We start from the raw sequence: 21,533 nt of genomic DNA, 5'->3' as shown, positions 1-21,533 counted from the left end.
CCTGGTCGAATGACGACCACGTTGCCCTTCACCCGTACCCCGCACCCGTCTCCCGCTTCCGCGGAGCGTGTAGCCGAGGTACTGGCGAAGCCGGGCTTCGGGACGTTCTTCACCGACCACATGGTCACGATCAAGTACAGCAAGGACCGCGGCTGGTACGACGCGAACGTCGGGCCCTACGAACCGATCACGCTCGACCCCGCCACCTCGGTGCTGCACTACGCGCAAGCGATCTTCGAGGGCCTGAAGGCCTACCGGCAGCCGGACGGATCGGTCGCCGCCTTCCGCCCGGACGCCAACGCGGCCCGTTTCCGCAGGTCGGCGGCGCGTATCGCGATGCCGGAGCTGCCCGAGGAGCTGTTCCTGGGCTCGCTGCACGAGCTGATCGCGGCCGACGAGCGCTGGGTGCCCAGCAAGCCGGGCGACACGCTGTACGTGCGCCCGTTCATGATCTCCACCTCGGTGGGGCTCGGCGTGAACGCGCCCGCGAGCGAGTACCTGTACCTGGTGATCGCCTCGCCGGCCGGCTCGTACTTCACCGGCGGGGTCAAGCCGGTGAGCGTGTGGCTGTCCACCGAGTACGTGCGGGCGGCCCCGGGCGGCACCGGCGCGGCGAAGTTCGCGGGCAACTACGCGGCGTCCTTCGTGGCGCAGGCGCAGGCCGTGGAGCAGGGCTGCGACCAGGTGGTGTGGCTCGACGCGGTGGAGCGCCGCTACGTCGAGGAGATGGGCGGCATGAACCTGTTCTTCGTGTTCGGTTCGGGCGCGGACGCCCGGATCGTCACGCCGGAGCTGTCCGGTTCGCTGCTGCCCGGCGTCACGCGCGACTCGCTGATCAAGCTGGCCGCCGACCACGGCCTGGGCATCGAGGAGCGCCGCATCTCCACCGACGAGTGGGAGAAGTCGGCCGCGTCCGGTGAGCTGACCGAGGTGTTCGCGTGCGGCACCGCGGCGGTCATCACGCCGGTCGGCCGGGTCAAGCACGCCGGCGGCGAGTTCACGATCGCGGGCGGCCAGCCGGGCGAGGTGACGATGAAGCTGCGCGCCGAGCTGACCGGCATCCAGGACGGCACGCGGCCCGACCCGCACGGCTGGATGCACAAACTGTCCTGATCACATGAAGCCGCCCCGCCGGTTCGCCCGGCGGGGCGGCTCTGTCACGAGGCGGCGTTTGCGCGCCGGTGCCCGGAGTGTGTCCGCCCGGACCGGCGCACGAGACCCACGTGGTCGTAGTGGTGCAGCGTCCGCACGGTCAGACGGGGTGGCTCACGCCGGCTCGCCGACCTGGTGCGCCATGCCGTTTCCCGCCCTCCACCAGCGCGTTCACGCCGGCGACCGGATCAAGCGTTCGGTGGCGTGACCCCGGCTTCCGCGTGCGTCGGCAGGTCCGTGAGCATCCGCGCGGCCGTGATCACCAGCGGGAGCGCCGCCGCGGCGCCGGTGCCGTCGCCGAGCCGGATGCCCAGGTCGGCGATCGGCTTCAGGTCGAGGTGCTCCAGCACCATCTGGTGCGCCGGCTCGGCGTCGCGGTGGGCGGCCTGCCACCAAGAGCGCGCGCCGGGCGCCAGTTCCTCGGCCACCAGCGCCGCCGCGCCGACCGCGAGGCCGTCCAGCAGCACCGGGGTCCGGCGGACCGCGGCCTGCGCCAGGAAACCGGCCAGCGCGGCCAGATCCGCGCCGCCCGCCGTGCGGAGCAGCGCGACCGGATCGGGCAGCACCGCGCGGGCCCGGCGCAGCGCGTCCCGGATCGCGACGGTCTTGCGCATCCAGGCGTTGTCGTCGATGCCCGATCCGCGGCCCACCACGGCCACCGGCTCGGCCCCGGTCAGCGCGGCGACCAGCACCGCGGCCGGCGTGCTCACCCCGACCCCGACGCTGCCCGCGACGAGCAGGTCGGTGCCCTCGTCCACCTCGGCGTCCGCGATCGCCATCCCGGCCCGCAGCGCGGCGTGCACCTCGTCCTCGGTGAGCGCGTCCTCGACGTCGATCGACCCGGAGCCGGCCCGGACCTTGAACTCGGCGACCGGCGTCTCCCCGTCGACGGCGATGTCGACCACCCGCAGCCCGGCGCCGGCCACCGCCGCGGCGACCGCGACCGGGCCGGCGCCCTTGAGCAGGTTGGCCACCAGCTGCCCGGTGACCTCCGGCCGGTAGGCGGAGACACCCTTCGCGGCGATCCCGTGGTCCCCGGCGAACACGATCACCCGGGGCCGCTGGAACCGCCGCGGCGGCACCGAGCCCTGACACGCCGCGACCCACGCGCCGAGCGTCTCCAGCTGACCCAGCGAGGACACCGGCTTGAGCAGCTCGGCGTGCCGGCGGAGGGCCTCGGCGCGGGCGGGCTCGTCGGGCTGGGGGACGTCGGCGAACGACACGTCAGTCACGGCGCCAACTTATCGTCAGCCCGCGCGGGCGGTCAGGCGCGGATCGTCTTCGACGACGCCCAGCAGCACCGAGTCGATCTCGGTGAGCAGGTCGGCCTCGAGCTTCACGCCGGCCGCCTTGACGTTCTCGTGCACCTGCTCCGGCCGCGAGGCGCCGACGATCGCGGAGGCGACGTTCGGGTTCTGCAGCACCCACGCCACCGCCAGCTGCGCGAGCGTCAGCCCGGCTTGTGCGGCCAGCGGCTCCAGCCGGGCCACCCGCTCGAGCACGTCGTCCTGCAGGAACCGCCGCACGAACTGCGAGCCCCGCTCGTCGGTGGCGCGCGACCCGGCGGGCGGCGGCTGGCCCGGCTTGTACTTGCCGGTCAGCACCCCCTGCGCGATCGGCGACCAGACGATCTGGCTCAGCCCCTCGCGCTCGCTCGCGGGCACGACCTGCGCCTCGATGACGCGCCAGAGCATGTTGTATTGCGGCTGGTTCGACACGAACGGGATCCGCAGCTCGCGGGCCAGTGCCGCGCCGCGCGTGATCTCCTCGGCGGTCCACTCCGACACCCCGATGTAGAGCACCTTGCCCTGGCGGACCAGATCGGCGAAGGCCGACATGGTCTCCTCCAGCGGCACGGTCGGGTCGAACCGGTGCGCCTGGTAGAGGTCGATGTGGTCGGTCTGCAGCCGCTTCAGCGACGCGTGGCAGGACTCGATGATGTGCTTGCGGCCGAGGCCGCGATCGTTCGGGCCGCCGGGGCCGGTCGGGAAGAACACCTTGGTGCAGATCTCCAGGCTCTCCCGGCGCTGACCGGCCAGGCCCCGCCCGAGGACCGACTCCGCCACGGTGTTGGCGTAGACGTCGGCGGTGTCGAAGGTCGTGATGCCCGCGTCCAGTGCGGCCTTGATGCAGGCCTGGGCCTGGTCCTCCTCGATCTGGGAGCCGTGGGTGAGCCAGTTCCCGTAGGCGATCTCACTGACGGACAGGCCACTGCGGCCGAGACGGCGAAACTCCATGTCCGGCAGGGTACCGGAAATAGTTCGCGTGGCTAACGACCTGGAGCGGCTCCAGGAGACCTCGGTCGGTCATGGTTGACGCGCGGCTTCGGCAACCGGAGCTTGCGATTGGTAACGCGGTGCTCTCAGGAGATGACGATGAGCTGAATCTCAGCGCATGGTGGACGCCGCGCGGGCTCGTGCAGGCAATTGACGAGGCGGTGTCGCGGTACGACGCACGGACGAGGCTGCGACCCAATATCTTGGGAAGTTCACGAACTGAGGAAGCACTGTGCACACCAGTGTTCGCGGTGGCCGAACGGCCTCGCGTGGATCCGGTTCAGGGGCTGGCCGAATTCCGGCACACTGACCCAGGCGCGAGCGAGATGAGTATCAACGGCCGGAAAGCTCAGTTCGCCTGGCTAACGGCCTGGAGCGGCTCCCACCGGGGTCAGGAGACCTTCTCGCCCACCTTGACGCGCGGCTTGGGCATCCGGAGCTTGCGGATCTGGCTCGCCCGCACGAACGCGTACCACCCCAGCGACCGGCCGCTGATGTTCTCCTTCGGGAACTTCTCCCGCGCCAGCCGGGCGATGCGGCGGCCGTTGAAGTAGCCCTCGACGGCCATCACCAGGATCGCGGCCATGCACAGCAGCGTCACGTACTGCTGGATCGCCGGGTACGGCACCAGCAGCACGACGAACACGACGATCGCCAGCGGCATGAACGCGCCCAGGAAGTGGCGGCGCGAGTCGACGAGATCACGCACGTACGCCTTGACCGGGCCCTTGTCGCGCGGCAGCAGGTACCGGTCGTCACCTGCGGCCATCCGCTCCTGGCGCTCCTTGGCCAGGCGGCGGCGCTCTTCCTTGCTCACCGGGTTCGACTTGCGCAGCTCGCGGTTGCGCTTCATCGCCTCGCGCATGGTCCGCGGCGGCGGCGCGACCGGGCCGCGGCGCTTGCCCTCGGCCTCCTTGCGCTTGGGCGTCGGCCTGCCCTTGGCCGGGGTGTAGCCCCGGGTGTGAGATTCGACGCTTTCGGCCACCTCGGCGGCCTCGGTTTCGGGGCTGTCTGCGGTGGTCGTGCTGTTACGACGGAGAAACCTCACTCAACCAGCTTATTCCAGACACCGGCGCACGTGTTCAACCCCCTCGCGGATGTGTAACCATGGTTCAAAGCGCCAAGGCGGGAACCAGCCCGGAACAGATCGGGTGGCCCAGGTGTTCCACCAAGGAGGAGCACCCCCAACCCGGTGCACGGCAAGACCCCGAGGGAGAGCTATGACTGCCGCTGAGCAGACCAGCACGCAGGCTGAAGCCGAGGCCACCCACGGCGTGACCTTGAGCGACGCCGCGGCGAGCAAGGCCAAGGCACTGCTCGAGCAGGAAGGCCGCGACGACATGCACCTGCGCATCGCGGTCCAGCCCGGTGGTTGCGCGGGCCTGCGCTACCAGCTGTTCTTCGACGAGCGCACGCTCGACGGCGACCTGTTCCGCGAGTTCGACGGCCTGCGCGTCGCGGTCGACCGCATGAGCGCGCCGTACGTCGAGGGTGCGGTGATCGACTTCGTCGACTCGATCGAGAAGCAGGGCTTCACCATCGAGAACCCGAACGCCACGGGCTCCTGCGCCTGCGGCGACTCGTTCCACTGAGCCAGCACTGAAAAGGGCGCCGGTCGATGCTTCGACCGGCGCCCTTTTCGCGTCCGCGTAACTAATAGTCCTCCAGCCCGACTACCTGTGCGTGGCAGGCGTCGTCGACGGCCCAGTCCCGCGGCGCGGGCGGGCGGGGCGTCGAGGCGTGCGCGGCGCGCAGTTCGGCGGGGATGTCGGCGCAGTCGTCGATCAGCTCGGCGATGGTCTCCGGTTCCGTCACGGTGCTCACGCAGCCGACGCTAGGGCGACCAGCGCGCGCCGGACAGGTCTACCAGCTAGTAGTGTCGGTCAGCGGGTCAGATTTAGCTCCGACGGGGTATTTCCCATCGGTAACTTCAGTTCGAGCCAGCCAGAGGGAGCAGAGCACCGGTGGCCATCAACGCCCGCATAGCCGTTTCCGGCAGCATCGCAACCGACCATCTCATGCACTTCCCCGGCCGGTTCGCCGAGCAGCTCGTCGCCGACCAGCTGCACCGCGTCTCGCTGAGCTTCCTGGCCGACGACCTGGTCGTCCGCCGCGGCGGCATCGGCGCCAACATCGCCTTCGGCCTGGGGGTGCTCGGCGCGAGCCCGGTGCTGGTCGGCGCGGCCGGCGCGGACTTCGCCGACTACCGGTCCTGGCTCGAGCGGCACGGGGTGGACACGGCCGGGGTGCTGATCTCCGAGCTGGCCCACACCGCCCGGTTCGTGTGCACCACCGACGACGACCTCAACCAGATCGCCACCTTCTACGCCGGCGCCATGGCCGAGGCCCGCAACATCGAGCTCGGCCCGATCGCCGACCGCGTGGGCGGGTTCGGGCTGATGCTGATCGGCCCGGACGACCCGGACGGCATGCTCCGGCACGCCGACGAGTGCCGCCAGCGCGGGTTCGACTTCGCGGTCGACCCCTCCCAGCAGCTGGCCCGCATGACCGGCGAGCAGGCGCGGCGGTTCGTCGCCGGCGCGAAGTACCTGTTCACCAACGACTACGAGTGGGAGCTGCTGCTCCAGAAGACGGCCTGGTCCGAGGCCGACGTGCTCGACCACGTGGGCATCCGCATCACCACCCTCGGCGAGAAGGGCGTGGAGATCGTCGGCAAGGACGGCCTGGCGCTGGAGGTCGGCGCGGTGCCCGAGCTGACCAAGGCCGACCCCACCGGCGTCGGCGACGGCTTCCGGGCCGGGTTCCTGGCCGGCCTGAACGCGGACCTGAGCCTGGAGCGCTCCGCCCAGCTCGGCTCGATGATCGCCGTGCTGGTGCTGGAGACCGTCGGCACGCAGGAGTGGACCCTCGACCGCGAGTCGGCGCTGTCCCGGATCGGTGCGGCGTTCGGCCCGGACGCGGCGGCGGAGATCGCTCCCGCGCTGCCCGCCTGACGGGGTCAGGCTCCCGCGAACCGCTCGGCGGCGGGGGCGCAGACCTTCCAGCCGCCGTTCTCCCGCAGCAGGTAGAGCGTCGTCGGCGGCTGACCCGGCCGGGTCAGCCGGGCGGCGGCGACGTCACCGTCGATCCGGACCCCGGCGATCTCCCGTTCGCGCGGGGAGCCCGAGGTGTGCCCGTTGTAGGCCGGGTCGAAGTCGTCGTCGCCGGTGAGGCTCGCGGCCTCCGCCCCGCACAGCGCGTCGAGAATCCCCGCCTGGTCCTCGGTGTCGACGGCGGTCACGAACCGGTCCACGGCCTCGGCCACCCGGTCCTCCTCGGTGGTGCGCAGCAGGACGAACAACAGCGCGCCGATCGCGAGGACCAGTACGACGCCGGTGGACGCGACGACGATCTTCGTCCGGCGGGGTGCGCTCACGAGTCGAACCGCCCGGCCATCAGCTCGTCGAGCGCCGGGGCGAAGTCCGCGATCTCGACGTCGCCCTCGTAGACCAGGGCGACCTTCCCGGCTTCGAGGTCCGGGGACGTGCAGTGGTGCAGCAGGCCGCCGTCCTTCGCGACGAAGAACAGCCGGTCCGAGGCGATCCGGCCGTCGCTGCCGTCCCAGCCGGGGATGGGGCCGTCGAACCCCGCCCACTCGGCGAACGACATCATGCTCGCCGGCTGCACGGGCCCGAACGACTGCCAGTCGGTGGCGGTGAACCCGGCGTGGACCTCGCGCAGGAACCGGCGCAGCGGAGCGGGAAGCGCCGCCCAGTTCGGCGGTGTCGCGCCGAAGGTGTCCGGGTGCCAGCCGACCCACACGGTGTAGGGCGGGCGGGCCGGGCGCACGAGGTAGAGCAGCACCGGGTCACCCCGCAGGACGGCCAGCCGGACGTCGGCGAGGTTCTCCCGCAGGGCGCGGGCGAACCGCGGGACCAGCTCGAGGAAGTCGGGGTTCCACAGCGCCAGCGCGGCGGCCCGGCGAGCCGCGGGATCGTCGGAGGCGGCGATGGCCCGCCAGCCCGGCGGCACCCGGTCCGCCTCGGGTGTTCCCGGCTCGACGAGCTGAACCGGGTGCTCGTCGTCGAGTTGTGCGGCGATTTCGTCGAGGTCGAACTCGTCCACGTGATCAGCCTATCCACCGTTGGCCAGCAACCGGTCGATGATGTCCTGCAGCCGCGCCAGCGTGCTCCGTTCCAGCGCGGTCTGGCTCTGCGCCCACGCCGGATCCGCCTTCGCCACGGCGCCCATGCTCTTCGAACTCTTGGCGCTGTTCGCGAGCCGGGACATCCACTGCAGGTTGAGCGGCGAGTTCGCGATCGCCAGCATGTTCTCCGGGCTGAGCCGGGTGAACCCGCGCAGGTACACCATCTGCGCGATCGGGATGATGTGGTCGGGCGAGACGTTGGGCCCGCCACGCGGCCCCGGTGCCCGGCCGATCGCGCCGCCCGGGCTGTACCCCGACGGGTCCGGGTCGCCGATCCGCGGCCGCGGCGCCCCCTGCAACCGGACGTTCGGGAACGGCCACTGCGGCGTCGTCCGGCGGACGGCGTCGTACAGCTCGCGCAGGGGCGTGTTCTCCGGCACGTTCCACTGCCCGTCGGGCCCGGGCCGGGCGGGGCTGGGCGGGCGCCAGCCGCTGCCGGCGAGGTTGTCGCGCGCCTCGCGCACCCGCCGCAGCTGCTGGGCGTCCGGCGGCGCCGGGGTGTAGTCGCTGTTCGCGCGGTCCAGCAGGTCGTCCAGCGCCCGCTGCCGGGCCTGGGCCATCGCCTGGACGCGCTGCTCGCACGCCTGCAGGTTCTGGATCGCGGTGGCCTGGGCGGCGTTGAGCTGCGCGGCTTCGGCGTCGTAGGCCGCGAGTTCCCCCGCCTGCCTGGGCAGGGTGAACACGTGCGGCTTGGCGTTGTGGGCGGTGATCTGGCTCTGGACCGACGCCAGAGCCGCCTGCTCCGCCGCACAGCCCGCCGGAGCGGGCGCCGTCGTCTGCGCGAGCGCGACCGGGGTGCCGGTGATCGCCAGCACGGCGGCCAGGAGGACCAGCAGCAGCCGCGCGAACCTGCCCGGTCGCGTCATGGGACCCCCTCGCCGGCACGTGTCTCCGCGAGGAGTTGTAGCGCGTCACCCGTGTGGGTGGGGGCGGAATCGGGCCGCTTCACCGGAACGGCCCAGAAACCACCTCAGATCCGCACGGGGTACACCGGCTCCGGGATCTCCGGCTTGATGCGGTGCTCGATGAAGATGCCGTGCCAGATCATGAACACCAGCAGCGCCCAGATGCGCCGGCTGTGGTCCAGCGTGCCGGCCCGGTGCTCGTCCAGCAGGCGCTGCACGGCCTGCTTGTCCAGCAGCTCGTCGGTCTGCGAGTCGGCGATGATGCCGCGCGCCCAGTCGTACATCTCGTCGCGCAGCCACAGCCGGATCGGCACCGGGAAGCCCAGCTTGCGCCGGTTCAGCACGTGCGCCGGGACGATGCCCTCGAGCGCGCGGCGCAGCGCGTACTTGGTGGTCTCCTTGGTGATCTTCTGGTCCAGCGGGATGCCGGCCGCGACCTTGAACACCTCGGCGTCCAGGAACGGCACCCGCAGCTCCAGCGAGTTCGCCATGGTCATCTTGTCGGCCTTGACCAGGATGTCGCCGCGCAGCCAGGTGAACAGGTCCACGTGCTGCATCCGGGCGACCGGGTCCCAGTTCGCCGACGTGCGGTAGTGCTCGGCGGTGACGTCCTGGTGCCCGACGCCTTCCTGGAACGTCTTCAGCACCCCGCGCAGCTGGTCGTCGCGGAAGATGCGGGCGTTGCCGTAGTAGCGCTCCTCCAGCGGCAGCGCGCCGCGGCGCAGCAGGTCCTTGCCGCGCGTGCCCTCCGGGATCCGCTCGGACACCTTGCCGATCACCTTGCGCAGGCCACCGGGCACCTTCTCGAACGGCGCCAGCGACAGCGGCTCGTTGTAGATCGTGTAGCCGCCGAACAGCTCGTCGGAGCCTTCGCCGGACAGCACCGCCTTGACGTGCTTGCGCGCTTCCCGCGCGATGAACCACAGCGGCACCAGCGCCGGGTCGGCCACCGGGTCGTCCAGGTACCAGACGATGAGCGGCAGCGCCTCCATCATCTCGTCCGCTGACACCGTCCGGATGACGTGCTTCACCCCGATCGCCGCCGCCGACTCGGCCGCCACGTCGACCTCGGAGTAGCCCTCGCGCTCGAACCCGGTGGTGAACGCGATCAGGTTCGGGTTGTGCTCCTTGGCCAGCGCCGCGATCGCGGTCGAGTCGATGCCGCCGGACAGGAAGGTGCCGACGGTGATGTCCGGGTCGGCGATCATGTGCTTGCCGACCGAGTCGCGCATCACGTCGCGGATGCGCTCGTGCAGGATCTTCGCCTCGGCGGCGCCGCGCACCGGCTTGGCGGTGAACTCGGGGAAGAAGTAGCGCTCGATCTTCGGCGCGCCGCCGGGGGAGACGGTGAAGGACGTGCCCGACTCGATGCGGCGGATGCGCGTGTGCAGCGTCTCCGGCTCCGGCACGTACTGCAGGGTCAGGTAGTGCTGCAGGGCGGTCCGGTCGAGCTGCTTGGTGATCCCCAGCACGCCGGAGAGCTCCAGCAGCGACTTCTTCTCGCTGGAGAACGCCGTGCCGCCCGGCCCGTGCGTGTAGAACAGCGGCTTGATGCCGAACGGGTCGCGTGCGCCGAAGATCACCTTTTCCTCGGCGTCCCAGATCAGGAAGGCGAACATCCCCCGCAGCTTCGCCACCGCGGAGCGGCCCCAGTAGTGGTAGGCCGCGACGATCGCTTCGCCGTCGCCCTCTGTGGCGAACTTCGCACCGTGCTCCGCGGTCAGCTGTTCCCGCAGCTCACGGTAGTTGTAGATCTCGCCGTTGAAGTTGAGGGTGTAGCGGTTCGGCGACTCCGGCGGACCCCAGGTCAGGGGCTGGTGGGCGTGCTCGACGTCGATGAACGCGAGCCGGTTGAAGCCGTAGACGACCTCGGCGTCGGTCCAGGTGTCGCGCTCGTCGGGGCCGCGATGGCGCTGGCAGCGCATGGCTTCGCCGACCGCCTCACGCGCGTTGACCGCGTCGTTCTCAGTGGCACACAGCAGTCCAAGCAGGCCGCACACGGATATTCACACCTCGAGGTCGTGGCCGGATGTCGAGCGCCCAGTATGCCCGCAGCCCCCGCCACGAACGGTCACCCCTTGGGCTGCGGATCGCGGTAGCTCGGCTAGGCTCCCGCTGGTAAGCCAGAAATCGTCAAGGAGGCCTGGGTTGAAAGGGCGCTGCGCAGTGGGCAGGGATGAGCGCACTCCGGCATCACGTTCGGCGAAAGTCGGTAAGGTCGCCGCACTGGCCGGGCTCGTCGCGCTCCTGGCGACCGGGTGCTCCGGTGACGAGGTGCTGCGGTTCGGGTGGCCCGTCGGCGTGACCAAGGAGTCCGAGGACATGCGTGTCCTGTGGACCTGGTCCGTCATCGCCGCGCTCGCCGTCGGTGTCATCGTGTGGGGCCTGATCTTCTGGTCGGTCGCCTTCCACCGGAAGAAGAAGACCGACGGGCCGGGCGACCTGCCGCGGCAGTTCCAGTACAACGTGCCGCTCGAGCTGTTCTGCGTCGTGCTGCCGCTCGTGATGGTCTGCGTGCTGTTCTTCTTCACCGCGACCACCGAGAGCAAGGTGCTGGCCGAGGAGCCGGACCCGGACGTCACGGTCGACGTGATCGCGTTCCAGTGGAACTGGGAGTTCGACTACCCGAGCGCGCCGAAGGACGCCAACGGCCAGGTCATCAAGACCGTCGGCAGCTCGAGCGAGATCCCGATCCTGGTGCTGCCCGCCGGCAAGCGGATCCAGTACAACCTGCGGTCGGCCGACGTCATCCACTCCTTCTGGGTGCCGGAGTTCCACTTCAAGCGCGACGTGTTCCCGGACCCGGAGAAGAACAACCAGGACCCGTCGTTCCAGAACACGATCGACCGGACCGGGGCGTTCGTCGGCCGCTGCGCCGAGCTGTGCGGCACCTACCACTCGGGCATGAACTTCGAGGTCCGGGCGCTGCCGGCCGACCAGTTCGACCGGTACATCCAGCTGCGCACGCAGATCAACCCGGCCACCGGGCAGCCGAACACCACGGCCGAGGCGCTGGCCGCGCTGAACTGCGGCGAGCTGTGCGCGCCGCAGGCGACCACGACGAAGCCGTTCAACACCGACCGCACGCTGCGGACGCAGTCCGGCTGAGCCGGTTGGTTCACGTGGGTGTTGGAAGCATGAGCACAGTGAGGACAGCGTCATGAAGGTCGAAGCCCGGATTTTCGACTTGGTCACCGCTTTCGCGTTCTTCATCGCGATCGTGTACGGCGTGTGGACCGGCCTGGCCAGTGGCTACGGTGTCGAGCCGGTCGGCCTGGTCGCCCTGATCCTGACCGGCGGGCTGTCCCTCCTGGCGGGCAGCTACATGCGGTTCGTGGGCCGGCGGATCGAACCGCGCCCCGAGGACCGCGACGACGCCGAAATCAGCGACGGTGCCGGTGAGATGGGCTTCTTCAGCCCGGGCAGCTACTGGCCGATCGGGCTGGCGGCGTCGGCGGCGTTCGTGGGTCTCGGGCTGGCGTTCTTCCACATCTGGATGCTGGTCGTCGGGGGGATCCTGATCCTGCTCACGGTGGGCGGCCTGGTGTTCGAGTACCACACGGGGCCGAACCACGAGTGATCTTGGGGTTTTGAGGAGGGCCCGTCCGGTGGATTCGCCGGGCGGGCCCTTTCGTGTGTCCGGCGTGGGTGGCCCGGGCGAGCCCCTTTTCGTGTGTCCGGTGGGGTGGCCCGGGCGCTTGGCTGAGGAGCTAGGGTGCGACACCGCTCGCCGAGCGGCGGCCCTGTCACAACTGCACGAACTGTCCCCTTCGTGCGATCACGATTGGACCGGTCGTGCGGCCGCCACTGGTTCAGCGGCGCTACTGCCAGTCGCTCCCACGCGACTGGCGTTCTCGTGTGGCTGTGGTTGGCCCTCGTGCGCTCGCTGCTGGTCCAGCGGTGCGGTTGCCAGTCGCGCCTGCGCGAGTGGTCATCTCGTGCGGCCGCCGCTGGTCCAGTCGCGCGGCTGCGAGTCGCACTCGCGCGGCTGGCTCCCTCGCGCCCGTGCGAGTGGCCCTGTCGTGCGCCCGCCACTGCTCCAGCGGTGCGGTTGCCAGTGGCGCCTGCGCGAGTGGTCATCTCGTGCGGCCGCCGCTGGTCCAGTCGCGCGGCTGCGAGTCGCACTCGCGCGGCTGGCTCCCTCGCGCCCGTGCGAGTGGCCCTGTCGTGCGCCCGCCGTTGGTCCAGTCGCGCGGTTACCAGTGGCGCCCACGTGACTGGTCGTCTCGTGCGGCTTGGGACTCTCGTGTGCTCGCTGCTGGTCCAGTCGCGCGGTTGCCAGTGGCGCCCACGTGACTGGTCGTCTCGTGCGGCTGCGGTTGGTCCTCGCGCACGCCCGGCACTGGTCCAGCCATGCGGTTGCCACTCGCGCCCGCGCGAGCCGTCCTCTCGCACCCGCGCGAGCCGCCCCCTCGCACCCGCGCGACTGGCCCTCTCGCACGCCCACCACCAGCCCAGCCGCAAACCCCCGCAACCGAGAAACGTCAGCGGAAAGCCGCCCACCGGGCCAGCAGCTCGGCAGCCGCACCGGAATCCACGGCCTCCGCGGCCCTCCGCAGCCCCGCCGCCAGATCCTCCTCCAGCGACTCGGTGAACCCGGCATGCGCGGCCAGCGCACCAGCGGCATTCAGCAACACCGCATCCCGCACCGGCCCGGGCTTGCCCGCCACCAGCTCGCGCACGACCTCCGCGTTCACCGCCGGGTCACCGCCCCGCAGGTCCTCCGCCGTCGCGCGCGGGATGCCCAAGGACGCCGGATCGAGCGACGTCGCGCGCACCGAACCCGCCGACACCACCCACACCGAACTGGTCGTCGTCGTGGTGAGTTCGTCCAGGCCGTCGTCCCCGCGGACCACCAGCGTCGACGTGCCCCGGCGCGCGAACACCCGCGCCAGCACCTCCGTCTTGTCCGGGAACGCGCACCCGATCAACCCCGCCGTCGGCTGGGCCGGGTTCGTCAACGGCCCCAGCAGGTTGAACGCCGTGGGCACCCCCAGCTCCCGGCGCGGCGCCCCGGCATGCCGGAACCCGGGGTGGAACACCGGCGCGAAGCAGAACCCGATCCCCAGCTCCTCCACACACCGCCGCACCCCCTCCGGCGGCAGGTCGATCGCCACCCCGAGGGCCTCCAGCACGTCCGCGGTCCCGGCCTTGGACGACGCCGCCCGGTTGCCGTGCTTGACCACCGGCACCCCGGCCGCCGCCGTCACCAGCGAGGCCATCGTCGAGATGTTCACCGACCCGGACCGGTCCCCGCCGGTGCCGACGATGTCCACCGCGTCCCGCGAGATCCGCACCCGCCGGGCGTGCGCCAGCATCGCGTCGGCCAGCCCGGTGATCTCGGCCGGCGTCTCGCCCTTCGCGCGCAGCGCGACCAGGAAGCCGCCGACCTGGGCGGGGGTGGCCTCCCCGGACATCACCTGGTCCATCGCCCACGCGGTGTCCTCGGCGGACAGATCCGCGCCGGCGATCAGCTGGTTGAGCAGCGTGGGCCAAGTCTGCGTGCCCATGGTCACCTTTCCTCCAGGCCGGCGAACCGGCCTGAGTTCGTCGCGGCGCCTCAGCCCCGGACGACCGGGACCCGGCGGGCCCGCAGCACGTCCGCGACCGTCTCCGCCGCGGTCAGCGGGTCGAGCGGATGGACCAGGACGGCGTCGGCCTGGGACCAGGTCGCCAGCCAGCGGTCGTCCTTGCGCCGGACGGCGATCACGATCGGGGGGCAGTCGTCGATCTCGTTCTTCAACTGCCGGCACAGCCCGATGCCGCCGGTCGGCTGGGCCTCGCCGTCCAGGATCGCCAGATCGACCGCGCCCTCGTCCATCTCGGCCAGCACGTCGGCCACTCCGGAGGCCTCGACGTAGTCGACCCGGCCCAGGTCGGTGGCGGGCCTGCGGCCGACCGCCGTGATGATCGACTCCCGCACTTCTGGTCGGTGGCTGAACACCAGGATCCGCGTGGACTGTTCGGACAAGTCGACCCTCCGGCTTCGTCGCTGTACTGGTCGTGTCGATGCTAGCCGTCCCGCCCGGTTCCACCCAGGCCCATCGGCTGTAACGCGTCCCAGCCGAGCCAGTCGCCGTCCAGCCGCTGCGCCAGACCGGCCATCCGCGCCCGTTCCTGCGCGCAGTGCAGCGCGTCCAGCTTCTGCACGCGCAGCGCGTGCACCCGGACGGGGCCCTCGCCGCCGTCTTCCGGGCGCAGCTCCCACCCGTCCTGGGCGAGCACCGACGCCGCCTCGGTGACCCGATCCGGTGGCAGAACGAGGTGGTGGCGCAGGATCGCCGGTTCGTCCGCCCGCCAGAGGTGTGATCTCCGAAGCACCGACGAGTCGGCTTCGGCGACGTCGAAGGCCTCGGCCACGACGACGACACCCTCGGTGTCCACGGTGAGGTCCGGTCCGCCACGCTTTCGCAGCAGGTCACGCACCCGATCGAAGAATCCCACGCCCTGATCCTCACCCTCCGCGTTCGTCACTGTGACCGACACCCCCGGCGCGGCGTGCCGGACCCGACCAAGCAGGTCGCATCGCAGGGAGACATAATGCGACCCGTGACAACGGCAGCTCCCACCATCAGCCAGCGGGTGCACTCGCTGAACCGGCCGAACATGGTCAGTGTCGGCACGATCGTGTGGCTCTCCAGCGAGCTCATGTTCTTCGCCGGGCTGTTCGCGATGTTCTTCACGGTCAAGGCGCAGAACGCCACGGGGGTCTGGCCGCCGATCAACCCGGCGACCGACGAGCCCATCCACCTCGACATCCCGTACGCGCTGCCCTTCACCATCATCCTGGTGGCGTCGTCGTTCACCTGCCAGCTCGGCGTGTTCGCCGCCGAGCGCGGTGACGTCTACGGGCTGCGCCGCTGGTACGTCATCACCCTGATCATGGGCGCGATCTTCGTCGCCGGTCAGGCCGGTGAGTACGTCACCCTGGTCGAAGAGGGCGTGACCATCCCGTCCGGCGCCTTCGGCACGGTGTTCTTCCTGGCGACCGGCTTCCACGGTCTGCACGTGATCGGTGGTCTCGTCGCCTTCGTCTTCCTGCTCATCCGCACGAAGCTGAGCAAGTTCACCCCCGCGCAGGCGACCTCGGCGATCGTCGTGTCCTACTACTGGCACTTCGTCGACATCGTGTGGATCGGCCTGTTCGCGGTCATCTACATCATCCCGTGACCGCGCCAGCCACCCCATGGACCGGCCTGAACTGACAGCAAGGGTTGCCGAAGAATGACCACCAGCAAGAACACCTCCAGGCGCCGGTTCGGTGCCCGCACCAAGCTGCGCCGCCGCCTCGCCGGCGCGCTCGCGCTCGGTGTGGCGCTGGTCGGCGCGGGCCTGGGCTACGCCCTCCTGGTGCCGCAGCCGCAGACGGCGCAGGCGCAGGGCGACCCGGCGCAGCTGCGCCTGGGCCAGCAGGTCTACAACAACAGCTGCATCAGCTGCCACGGCTCGAACCTGCAGGGCGTGGAGGACCGCGGCCCGAGCCTGATCGGCGTCGGCGACGCGGCCGTGTACTTCCAGACCTCGTCCGGTCGCATGCCGGCGGTCCGCCAGGAAGCCCAGGCGGAGCGGAAGCCGGCGAAGCTGACCCCGGAGGAGATCGACGCGGTCGGCGCCTACATCCAGGCCAACGGCGGCGGCCCGGAGCGGCCCGCCCAGACCGGTGAGGCGCTGCGCGGCGACAACCCGGCGCGCGGTGGCGAGCTGTTCCGCCTCAACTGCGCGTCCTGCCACAACTTCACCGGCCAGGGCGGTGCCCTGTCGGCCGGCAAGTTCGCGCCGGAGCTCGGCCCGGCCAGCGAAGAGCAGATCTACACGGCGATGCTGAGCGGTCCGCAGAACATGCCGAAGTTCTCCGACCGGCAGCTCACCCCCGAGGAGAAGCGGGACATCGTCGCCTACGTCAAGTCCGTGTCCGACGGGAACAACAACCCCGGCGGCAACGGCATCGGCGGACTGGGGCCGGCCTCGGAGGCACTCGTCGCGTGGATCGTCGGCATCGGCGCCATCGTCGGCGTGACTTTGTGGATTGGATCGAGGGCATGACTAGCATGGAAGAGCACCCGGGCGCCGGGCGCGAGCCGGGGGTTCCCCAGCCTTCCGAGGCCGAACTGGCCGAGATGGACCGCGACCAGCTGGTGAAGCTGGGCACGAAGCTCGATGGCGTCGAGCTCGTCGACTACCCGGACCCGTGGCCCGTCAAGGGCACCCGCGCGGAGAAGCGCGCGGAGCGGGTCGTCGCGCTGTGGTTCACCATCGCGGCGCTGGCCGGTCTCGGCTTCCTGGTGACCATCTGCTGGCCGGAGTGGTGGGAGTACAAGGCTCCGGACACCGGCGAGTACGAGAAGTACGCGCTGTACACCCCCGTGCTGGGCTTCACGCTCGGCCTGTCGATCCTCGCGCTGGGCATCGGCGTCCTGCTCTACACCAAGCGGTTCATCCCGAACGAGCTCGCGGTGCAGGAGCGGCACGACGGCGACGGCAAGGGCTCGGCCGAGATCGACCGCAAGACCATCGTCGCGCAGCTGGCCGACGCGGGTAACCGCAGCACCATCGGCCGCCGTTCGCTGGTCAAGCGCACCGCGGGCCTCGGCGCCGGTGTGATGGGGCTTGGCCTGGTCGCCCTGCCGGTCGCGTCGTTCATCAAGAACCCGTGGGCTGACCCCGAGTCCAAGGACAACCTGGCCCACACGCCGTGGAAGCCGGAGCACCCGGGCGAGACCGTCTACCTGCGCCGCTACACCGGCAAGAGCGACGAGGTCGTCCTGCTGCGCCCGGAGGACCTGGACGCGGGCGCCATGGAGACGGTCTACCCGTTCCGGGAGAGCGAGCGCGGCGACCACGAGGCGCTGGCCGCGGTGTTCATGCGCGCGGACGCCCCGGTCATGCTGATCCGCCTGCGTCCGGAGGACGCCCAGCGGGTCGTCAAGCGGGCCGGCCAGGAGGACTTCAACTTCGGCGACTACTACGCCTACACGAAGATCTGCAGCCACGTCGGATGCCCGACCTCCCTGTACGAGCAGCGGACCAACCGGATCCTGTGCCCGTGCCACCAGTCGCAGTTCGACGCCCTGCACTACGCCAAGCCCATCTTCGGCCCGGCGACCCGCGCGCTTGCGCAGTTGCCCATCACGGTCAACGATGAGGGGTACTTCGTGGCGCGGGGAGACTTCATCGAGCCGGTCGGCCCCGCCTATTGGGAGCGCAAGTCATGAGTTCACTCACCACGCCGACCCGGGGGTCCAGCGCGCTGGAGCGGCACGCCGCCGAGGCCGCGAACAACATGGACCAGCGGTACCGCCTGGCCAAGGGCCTGCGGCACCAGATGAACAAGGTCTTCCCGACGCACTGGTCGTTCCTGCTCGGTGAGATCGCGCTCTACAGCTTCATCGTCGTGATCATCACGGGTGTCTACCTGACCCTGTTCTTCGATCCGTCGATGGCCGAGGTCGTCTACCACGGGCCGTTCAAGAACCTGCAGGGCGTCGAGATGTCCCGCGCGTTCCAGACGACCCTGGAGATCTCGTTCGAGGTCCGCGGCGGTCTGTTCGTCCGCCAGCTGCACCACTGGGCCGCGCTGGTGTTCGTCGCGGCGATGATGGTGCACATGTTCCGGATCTTCTTCACCGGAGCGTTCCGCAGGCCGCGCGAGGCCAACTGGGTCATCGGCGCGCTGCTGCTGATCCTGGGCATGTTCGAGGGCTTCTTCGGCTACTCGCTGCCGGACGACCTACTGTCGGGCACCGGTATCCGCGCCACCCTGTCGGGCATCGTGCTCTCGGTGCCGATCATGGGCACCTGGCTGCACTGGGCGCTGTTCGGCGGGGAGTTCCCCGGCGACGAGATCGTGCCGCGCATGTACACGCTGCACATCCTGCTGCTGCCGGGCATCATGCTCGCGCTCGTCGGCGTGCACCTGGCGCTGGTCTGGTACCAGAAGCACACCCAGTTCCCGGGCGTGCGGCGCAAGGAGACCAACGTCGTCGGCGTCCGGATCATGCCGGTGTTCGCCGCCAAGGCCGGTGCCTTCTTCGTCATCGTCACCGGTGTCCTGTCGATCATGGCGGGCATCTTCCAGATCAACCCGATCTGGAACCTGGGCCCGTACAACCCGGGGCAGGTGTCCGCGGGTTCGCAGCCGGACTGGTACCTCGCCTGGGCCGACGGTCTGCTGCGGATCTTCCCCGCGTGGGAGCTCTACCTGGGCAACTACACGGTCCCGGCGGTGTTCTTCGCCGGCGCGGTGTGGATGCCGGTCCTGTTCGCGCTGCTCATCGCCTACCCGTTCATCGAGCGGAAGCTGTCCGGCGACACCGCGCACCACAACCTGCTGCAGCGCCCGCGCGACGCACCGGTCCGCACCTCGATCGGCATGATGGCGCTGGCGTTCTTCATGGTGGTCGAGCTGTCCGGGTTCAACGACATCATCGCGGACAAGTTCAACATCTCGCTGAACGCGACCACGTGGGCCGGCCGTATCGGCATCCTGGTGCTACCGCCGCTGGCGTACTTCATCACCTACCGGATCTGCCTGGGCCTGCAGCGGTCCGACCGCGAGGTGCTGGAGCACGGCATCGAGACCGGCATCATCAAGCGCCTGCCGCACGGTGAGTTCATCGAGATCCACCAGCCGCTGGGCGGTGTGGACGACCACGGCCACGCCATCCCGCTGGAGTACCAGGGCGCGGCGGTGCCGAAGAAGATGAACAAGCTCGGCGCGGCCGGGCGTGCGGTGCCGGGCACCCTGCTGGCGCCGGACCCGGTGGAGGAGACGTCGGCGCTCGACCGGGCCCGCGGCGACGGGCACGGCAACGGCCACGTCCCGGGCGAGCTGCCCAGCAAGGGCGAGGTCCCGTCGGGCTGGAAGACCCCGGACCACTAGTCCACGGTCACGAGAAGGGCCCCCGGAGCGATCCGGGGGCCCTTTCTCGTTCGCCGTGTCAGTCGGTGTCAGTCGGCGTCTTCGACGCCGATCGCGAACGCGGACTCGGTGTCGGCGGTGGAGTAGGACCGGAACGCGATGTGCGTGTCGGTGTCGATCACGCCGGGCACCTTGCCGATCCTGGCCGGGATGAGGTCGGCGAGCTCCTCGTGGGCGTGCACGCGCACGATCGCGATCAGGTCGACGTCGCCGGCGCACGAGTACACCTCCGCCACGCCGTCGATGTCGGCGATCGCCTGCGCGGTCTCCGGGATGCTGTCCGCCACGGCATGGATCAGCACGATCGCGGTGATCACTCGCGTCCTCCTCGCATGAATTGGGTAGCGCGGCGATCGTAGCTCCCCGCCGCCCTACCCGGCCTGCTCCAGCGACACCGCGGTGGCGACCTGTTCCAGCCAGCCGCGCCACGGGCCGGCGCCGTGCGCGGGCTCCGACCACGGCACCGCGGTGCGCACCAGCCGGACGCCGGGGCGGGTGAGCCAGCGCAGCAGGATCGAGGTCTCCTCCGGCGGCGCCCCGTACAGGGGGCCCGGACCGGGCTCGACCGTCTCCGCGGCGGCGACGAGCTGCTCGACCACCGGCATCGGCGGTACACCGCGGCGGGCCACCCCGGCGGAGGCCAGCCTGCCGTGCCGGATCACCGCGAACTCCCAGCCGCGGTTGCCGTCCGGCGCCGCGGCGACCAGCTCGGGGATCGCCGCCAGCGAGGACAGCCGGTGCGCCCGGTCCACCGCGCGCACCAGCACGGCCAGCTCGTCCCGCCGCCGCGCGGCCTGCTCGAAGTGCTCGGCCCCGGCCAGCTCGTCCAGCTGGCGCCGCGCGGAGTCCAGTGGCCGGGTGCCGCGGCCGGAGACCAGCTCGACGATCGCGTGCACGCCGGGGGAGTACTCCTCGACGCTCTGGTGACCGGCGCACGGCGCCCCGCAGCGGCCCAGTTCGGCGAGCGCGCACGGCCGGCCGGACGGCGAATGCGCGGGGATCCGCTGGGTGCAGGTGCGCAGGCCGGCCGCGCTCGCCAGCGCGTCCGCCGCGATCTTGGCCGTGACCTGCGAGGAGAACGGCCCGAGTGCGCCGTCCTTGGGCAGCCGGACCACCGACAGGCGCGGGAACGCCTCGTCGGTCAGCACGATCCACCACGACTTGCGGGGGTTCTTCGACCGCCGGTTGTAGGACGGCCGGTGCGCGGCGATCAGCCGCAGCTCCCGGACCTGGGCCTCCAGGGCGTGGCTGCACTCGATGCCGTCGACCCGCTCGGCGAGGGCGACCATCTCGCGGATCCGGCCGCGGCTCTCCGAGCCGGTGAAGTACTGGCGCACCCGGCGCCGCAGGTTGCTCGCCGTGCCGACGTAGAGCACCTCGTCGCCGGGGCCGCGGAAGAGGTAGACGCCAGGGCGTTCCGGCAGGTGGGCGGCCAGGCCACGCTTGCGCCGCTGGGACGGCGTCACCTCAGGCAGGTAGTCGAGCAGCTCCTCCAAGGACTGCACGCCCACGTTGCCGACGCGCTCCAGCAGCGCGTGCAGCACGTGGACGGTGGCGCGGGCGTCCTCCAGCGCGCGGTGGTTGGGCGTGACCGGCGAGCCGAACAGGGCCGCCAGCGCGGACAGCCGGAAGCTGGGGCTGTCCTGGCGGGTCAGCACACGGCGCGCCAGCCGGACCGTGCACACCACGGCCGGTTTGGGCCACGGGTAGCCGTGGTGCAGGCAGGCCGCGCGCATGAACGACGTGTCGAACGGCGCGTTGTGCGCGACCAGCACGGCACCGCTGGCGAACTCCAGGAACGCGGGCAGCACGCGGTCGATCTTCGGCGCGTCGTGCAGCATCGCCGAGGTGATGCCGGTCAGCGCGACGATCTGCGGCGGGATCGGCATCCCCGGGTCGACGAGGGTGGCGAACTCGCCCAGCACCTCGCCGCCGCGGACCTTGACCGCGCCGATCTCGGTGATCCCGTCCGGGCCCGGCTTCGTCCCGGTGGTCTCCAGGTCGAACACGACGAACGTGGTGTCCCGCAACGGCGTGCCGAGTTCGTCGAAGGTCAGTTGCGCGCGGTCCGCCAGGTGCATGATCGGCACCCTAGGGAGGGGGACCGACAATCCCGGATCACGGCACGACCGGTG

Annotated in this window: 23 protein-coding genes; 9 read left to right on the top strand and 14 right to left on the bottom strand. The window is 70.8% G+C overall.

Features of this window, described 5'->3' with window-relative positions; translation table 11 throughout:
• Positions 1–9: 9 nt before the first annotated feature.
• Positions 10–1,113 carry a branched-chain amino acid aminotransferase gene (locus IE290_RS22710; RefSeq protein WP_191246695.1) on the top strand — a complete coding sequence of 368 codons (1,104 nt, stop codon included), beginning with the start codon at positions 10–12 and terminating at the stop codon, positions 1,111–1,113.
• Between the two features lie 44 nt (positions 1,114–1,157).
• On the opposite strand, the gene IE290_RS38585 is transcribed toward IE290_RS22710, so the two are convergent.
• The 4 genes from IE290_RS38585 to IE290_RS22695 form a co-directional block, all read right to left on the bottom strand.
• The gene (locus IE290_RS38585; RefSeq protein ID WP_373300502.1) at positions 1,158–1,223 is read right to left on the bottom strand and encodes a hypothetical protein; all 66 of its coding nucleotides are present in this window, start codon (positions 1,221–1,223) and stop codon (positions 1,158–1,160) included.
• 117 nt (positions 1,224–1,340) lie between these two features.
• The gene (gene cobT, locus IE290_RS22705) at positions 1,341–2,384 is read right to left on the bottom strand and encodes a nicotinate-nucleotide--dimethylbenzimidazole phosphoribosyltransferase (RefSeq protein ID WP_191246694.1); all 1,044 of its coding nucleotides are present in this window, start codon (positions 2,382–2,384) and stop codon (positions 1,341–1,343) included.
• Between the two features lie 15 nt (positions 2,385–2,399).
• Entirely contained in the window at positions 2,400–3,389 is a 990-nt protein-coding gene (locus tag IE290_RS22700) for an aldo/keto reductase family protein (protein WP_191246693.1), read from the bottom strand.
• Between the two features lie 430 nt (positions 3,390–3,819).
• Positions 3,820–4,476, bottom strand: a complete 657-nt coding sequence (locus IE290_RS22695; RefSeq protein WP_191246692.1) for a DUF3043 domain-containing protein — start codon at positions 4,474–4,476, stop codon at positions 3,820–3,822.
• 172 nt (positions 4,477–4,648) lie between these two features.
• On the opposite strand from IE290_RS22695, the gene IE290_RS22690 reads away from it, so the two are divergent.
• Complete coding sequence (locus tag IE290_RS22690) at positions 4,649–5,020, top strand: HesB/IscA family protein (protein ID WP_191246691.1); 372 nt, start codon at positions 4,649–4,651, stop codon at positions 5,018–5,020.
• A gap of 61 nt (positions 5,021–5,081) precedes the next feature.
• Here the strand turns inward: IE290_RS22690 and IE290_RS22685 are convergent, their stop codons facing one another.
• Entirely contained in the window at positions 5,082–5,252 is a 171-nt protein-coding gene (locus IE290_RS22685) for a hypothetical protein (RefSeq protein ID WP_191246690.1), read from the bottom strand.
• A gap of 140 nt (positions 5,253–5,392) precedes the next feature.
• Between IE290_RS22685 and IE290_RS22680 the strand changes: the two genes are divergently transcribed.
• The gene (locus tag IE290_RS22680; protein ID WP_191246689.1) at positions 5,393–6,382 is read left to right on the top strand and encodes a carbohydrate kinase family protein; all 990 of its coding nucleotides are present in this window, start codon (positions 5,393–5,395) and stop codon (positions 6,380–6,382) included.
• A 5-nt stretch (positions 6,383–6,387) separates the two neighbouring features.
• Here the strand turns inward: IE290_RS22680 and IE290_RS22675 are convergent, their stop codons facing one another.
• From IE290_RS22675 to asnB, 4 genes are all read right to left on the bottom strand, one after another.
• Positions 6,388–6,804, bottom strand: coding sequence for an Rv0361 family membrane protein (locus tag IE290_RS22675; protein WP_191246688.1), 417 nt, complete (start codon positions 6,802–6,804; stop codon positions 6,388–6,390).
• Positions 6,801–7,493, bottom strand: a complete 693-nt coding sequence (locus IE290_RS22670) for a hypothetical protein (protein ID WP_191246687.1) — start codon at positions 7,491–7,493, stop codon at positions 6,801–6,803. The genes IE290_RS22675 and IE290_RS22670 overlap by 4 nt, the downstream gene beginning before the upstream one ends.
• Before the next feature lie 9 nt (positions 7,494–7,502).
• Positions 7,503–8,441, bottom strand: a complete 939-nt coding sequence (locus IE290_RS22665; protein WP_191246686.1) for a hypothetical protein — start codon at positions 8,439–8,441, stop codon at positions 7,503–7,505.
• A gap of 104 nt (positions 8,442–8,545) precedes the next feature.
• Complete coding sequence (gene asnB, locus IE290_RS22660; RefSeq protein ID WP_191246685.1) at positions 8,546–10,480, bottom strand: asparagine synthase (glutamine-hydrolyzing); 1,935 nt, start codon at positions 10,478–10,480, stop codon at positions 8,546–8,548.
• A 166-nt stretch (positions 10,481–10,646) separates the two neighbouring features.
• On the opposite strand from asnB, the gene ctaC reads away from it, so the two are divergent.
• Together ctaC and IE290_RS22650 are read left to right on the top strand one after the other, a co-directional pair.
• Positions 10,647–11,588 (top strand): aa3-type cytochrome oxidase subunit II, encoded by a 942-nt coding sequence (ctaC, locus tag IE290_RS22655; protein ID WP_191246684.1) that lies wholly within the window; start codon positions 10,647–10,649, stop codon positions 11,586–11,588.
• Between the two features lie 52 nt (positions 11,589–11,640).
• Positions 11,641–12,060 carry a cytochrome c oxidase subunit 4 gene (locus IE290_RS22650; protein WP_017984060.1) on the top strand — a complete coding sequence of 140 codons (420 nt, stop codon included), beginning with the start codon at positions 11,641–11,643 and terminating at the stop codon, positions 12,058–12,060.
• Positions 12,061–12,964: 904 nt separating this feature from the next.
• On the opposite strand, the gene trpD is transcribed toward IE290_RS22650, so the two are convergent.
• The 3 genes from trpD to IE290_RS22635 are packed head-to-tail and all read right to left on the bottom strand — an operon-like array spanning position 12,965 to position 14,924.
• Positions 12,965–13,990: an anthranilate phosphoribosyltransferase gene (gene trpD, locus IE290_RS22645; RefSeq protein ID WP_191246683.1), complete on the bottom strand. Its 1,026-nt coding sequence runs from the start codon at positions 13,988–13,990 to the stop codon at positions 12,965–12,967.
• Between the two features lie 50 nt (positions 13,991–14,040).
• Positions 14,041–14,451, bottom strand: a complete 411-nt coding sequence (locus IE290_RS22640; protein ID WP_191246682.1) for a response regulator — start codon at positions 14,449–14,451, stop codon at positions 14,041–14,043.
• Positions 14,452–14,492: 41 nt separating this feature from the next.
• Positions 14,493–14,924: a hypothetical protein gene (locus tag IE290_RS22635; RefSeq protein WP_191246681.1), complete on the bottom strand. Its 432-nt coding sequence runs from the start codon at positions 14,922–14,924 to the stop codon at positions 14,493–14,495.
• 96 nt (positions 14,925–15,020) lie between these two features.
• Between IE290_RS22635 and ctaE the strand changes: the two genes are divergently transcribed.
• Genes ctaE through qcrB form a run of 4 tightly spaced genes read left to right on the top strand, consistent with a single transcriptional unit; the run spans position 15,021 to position 19,359 of the window.
• Complete coding sequence (gene ctaE, locus IE290_RS22630; RefSeq protein ID WP_191246680.1) at positions 15,021–15,650, top strand: aa3-type cytochrome oxidase subunit III; 630 nt, start codon at positions 15,021–15,023, stop codon at positions 15,648–15,650.
• 54 nt (positions 15,651–15,704) lie between these two features.
• Complete coding sequence (qcrC, locus tag IE290_RS22625) at positions 15,705–16,523, top strand: cytochrome bc1 complex diheme cytochrome c subunit (RefSeq protein ID WP_191246679.1); 819 nt, start codon at positions 15,705–15,707, stop codon at positions 16,521–16,523.
• Between the two features lie 5 nt (positions 16,524–16,528).
• Positions 16,529–17,692, top strand: coding sequence for a cytochrome bc1 complex Rieske iron-sulfur subunit (qcrA, locus tag IE290_RS22620; RefSeq protein WP_191246915.1), 1,164 nt, complete (start codon positions 16,529–16,531; stop codon positions 17,690–17,692).
• Entirely contained in the window at positions 17,689–19,359 is a 1,671-nt protein-coding gene (qcrB, locus tag IE290_RS22615; protein ID WP_191246678.1) for a cytochrome bc1 complex cytochrome b subunit, read from the top strand. The genes qcrA and qcrB overlap by 4 nt, the downstream gene beginning before the upstream one ends.
• Before the next feature lie 68 nt (positions 19,360–19,427).
• Here qcrB and IE290_RS22610 read toward each other — a convergent pair whose 3' ends face one another.
• Entirely contained in the window at positions 19,428–19,715 is a 288-nt protein-coding gene (locus tag IE290_RS22610) for an Lrp/AsnC family transcriptional regulator (RefSeq protein WP_191246677.1), read from the bottom strand.
• Between the two features lie 54 nt (positions 19,716–19,769).
• The gene (locus tag IE290_RS22605; RefSeq protein ID WP_191246676.1) at positions 19,770–21,479 is read right to left on the bottom strand and encodes a DEDD exonuclease domain-containing protein; all 1,710 of its coding nucleotides are present in this window, start codon (positions 21,477–21,479) and stop codon (positions 19,770–19,772) included.
• Positions 21,480–21,533: the final 54 nt, after the last annotated feature.

Origin of the sequence: Amycolatopsis deserti (genome assembly GCF_014653945.1) — a bacterium.
GTDB lineage: Bacteria > Actinomycetota > Actinomycetes > Mycobacteriales > Pseudonocardiaceae > Amycolatopsis_E > Amycolatopsis_E deserti.
The sequence above is the reverse complement of the archived record's forward strand: the minus strand, read 5'-3'. Positions and strand labels throughout refer to the sequence as shown.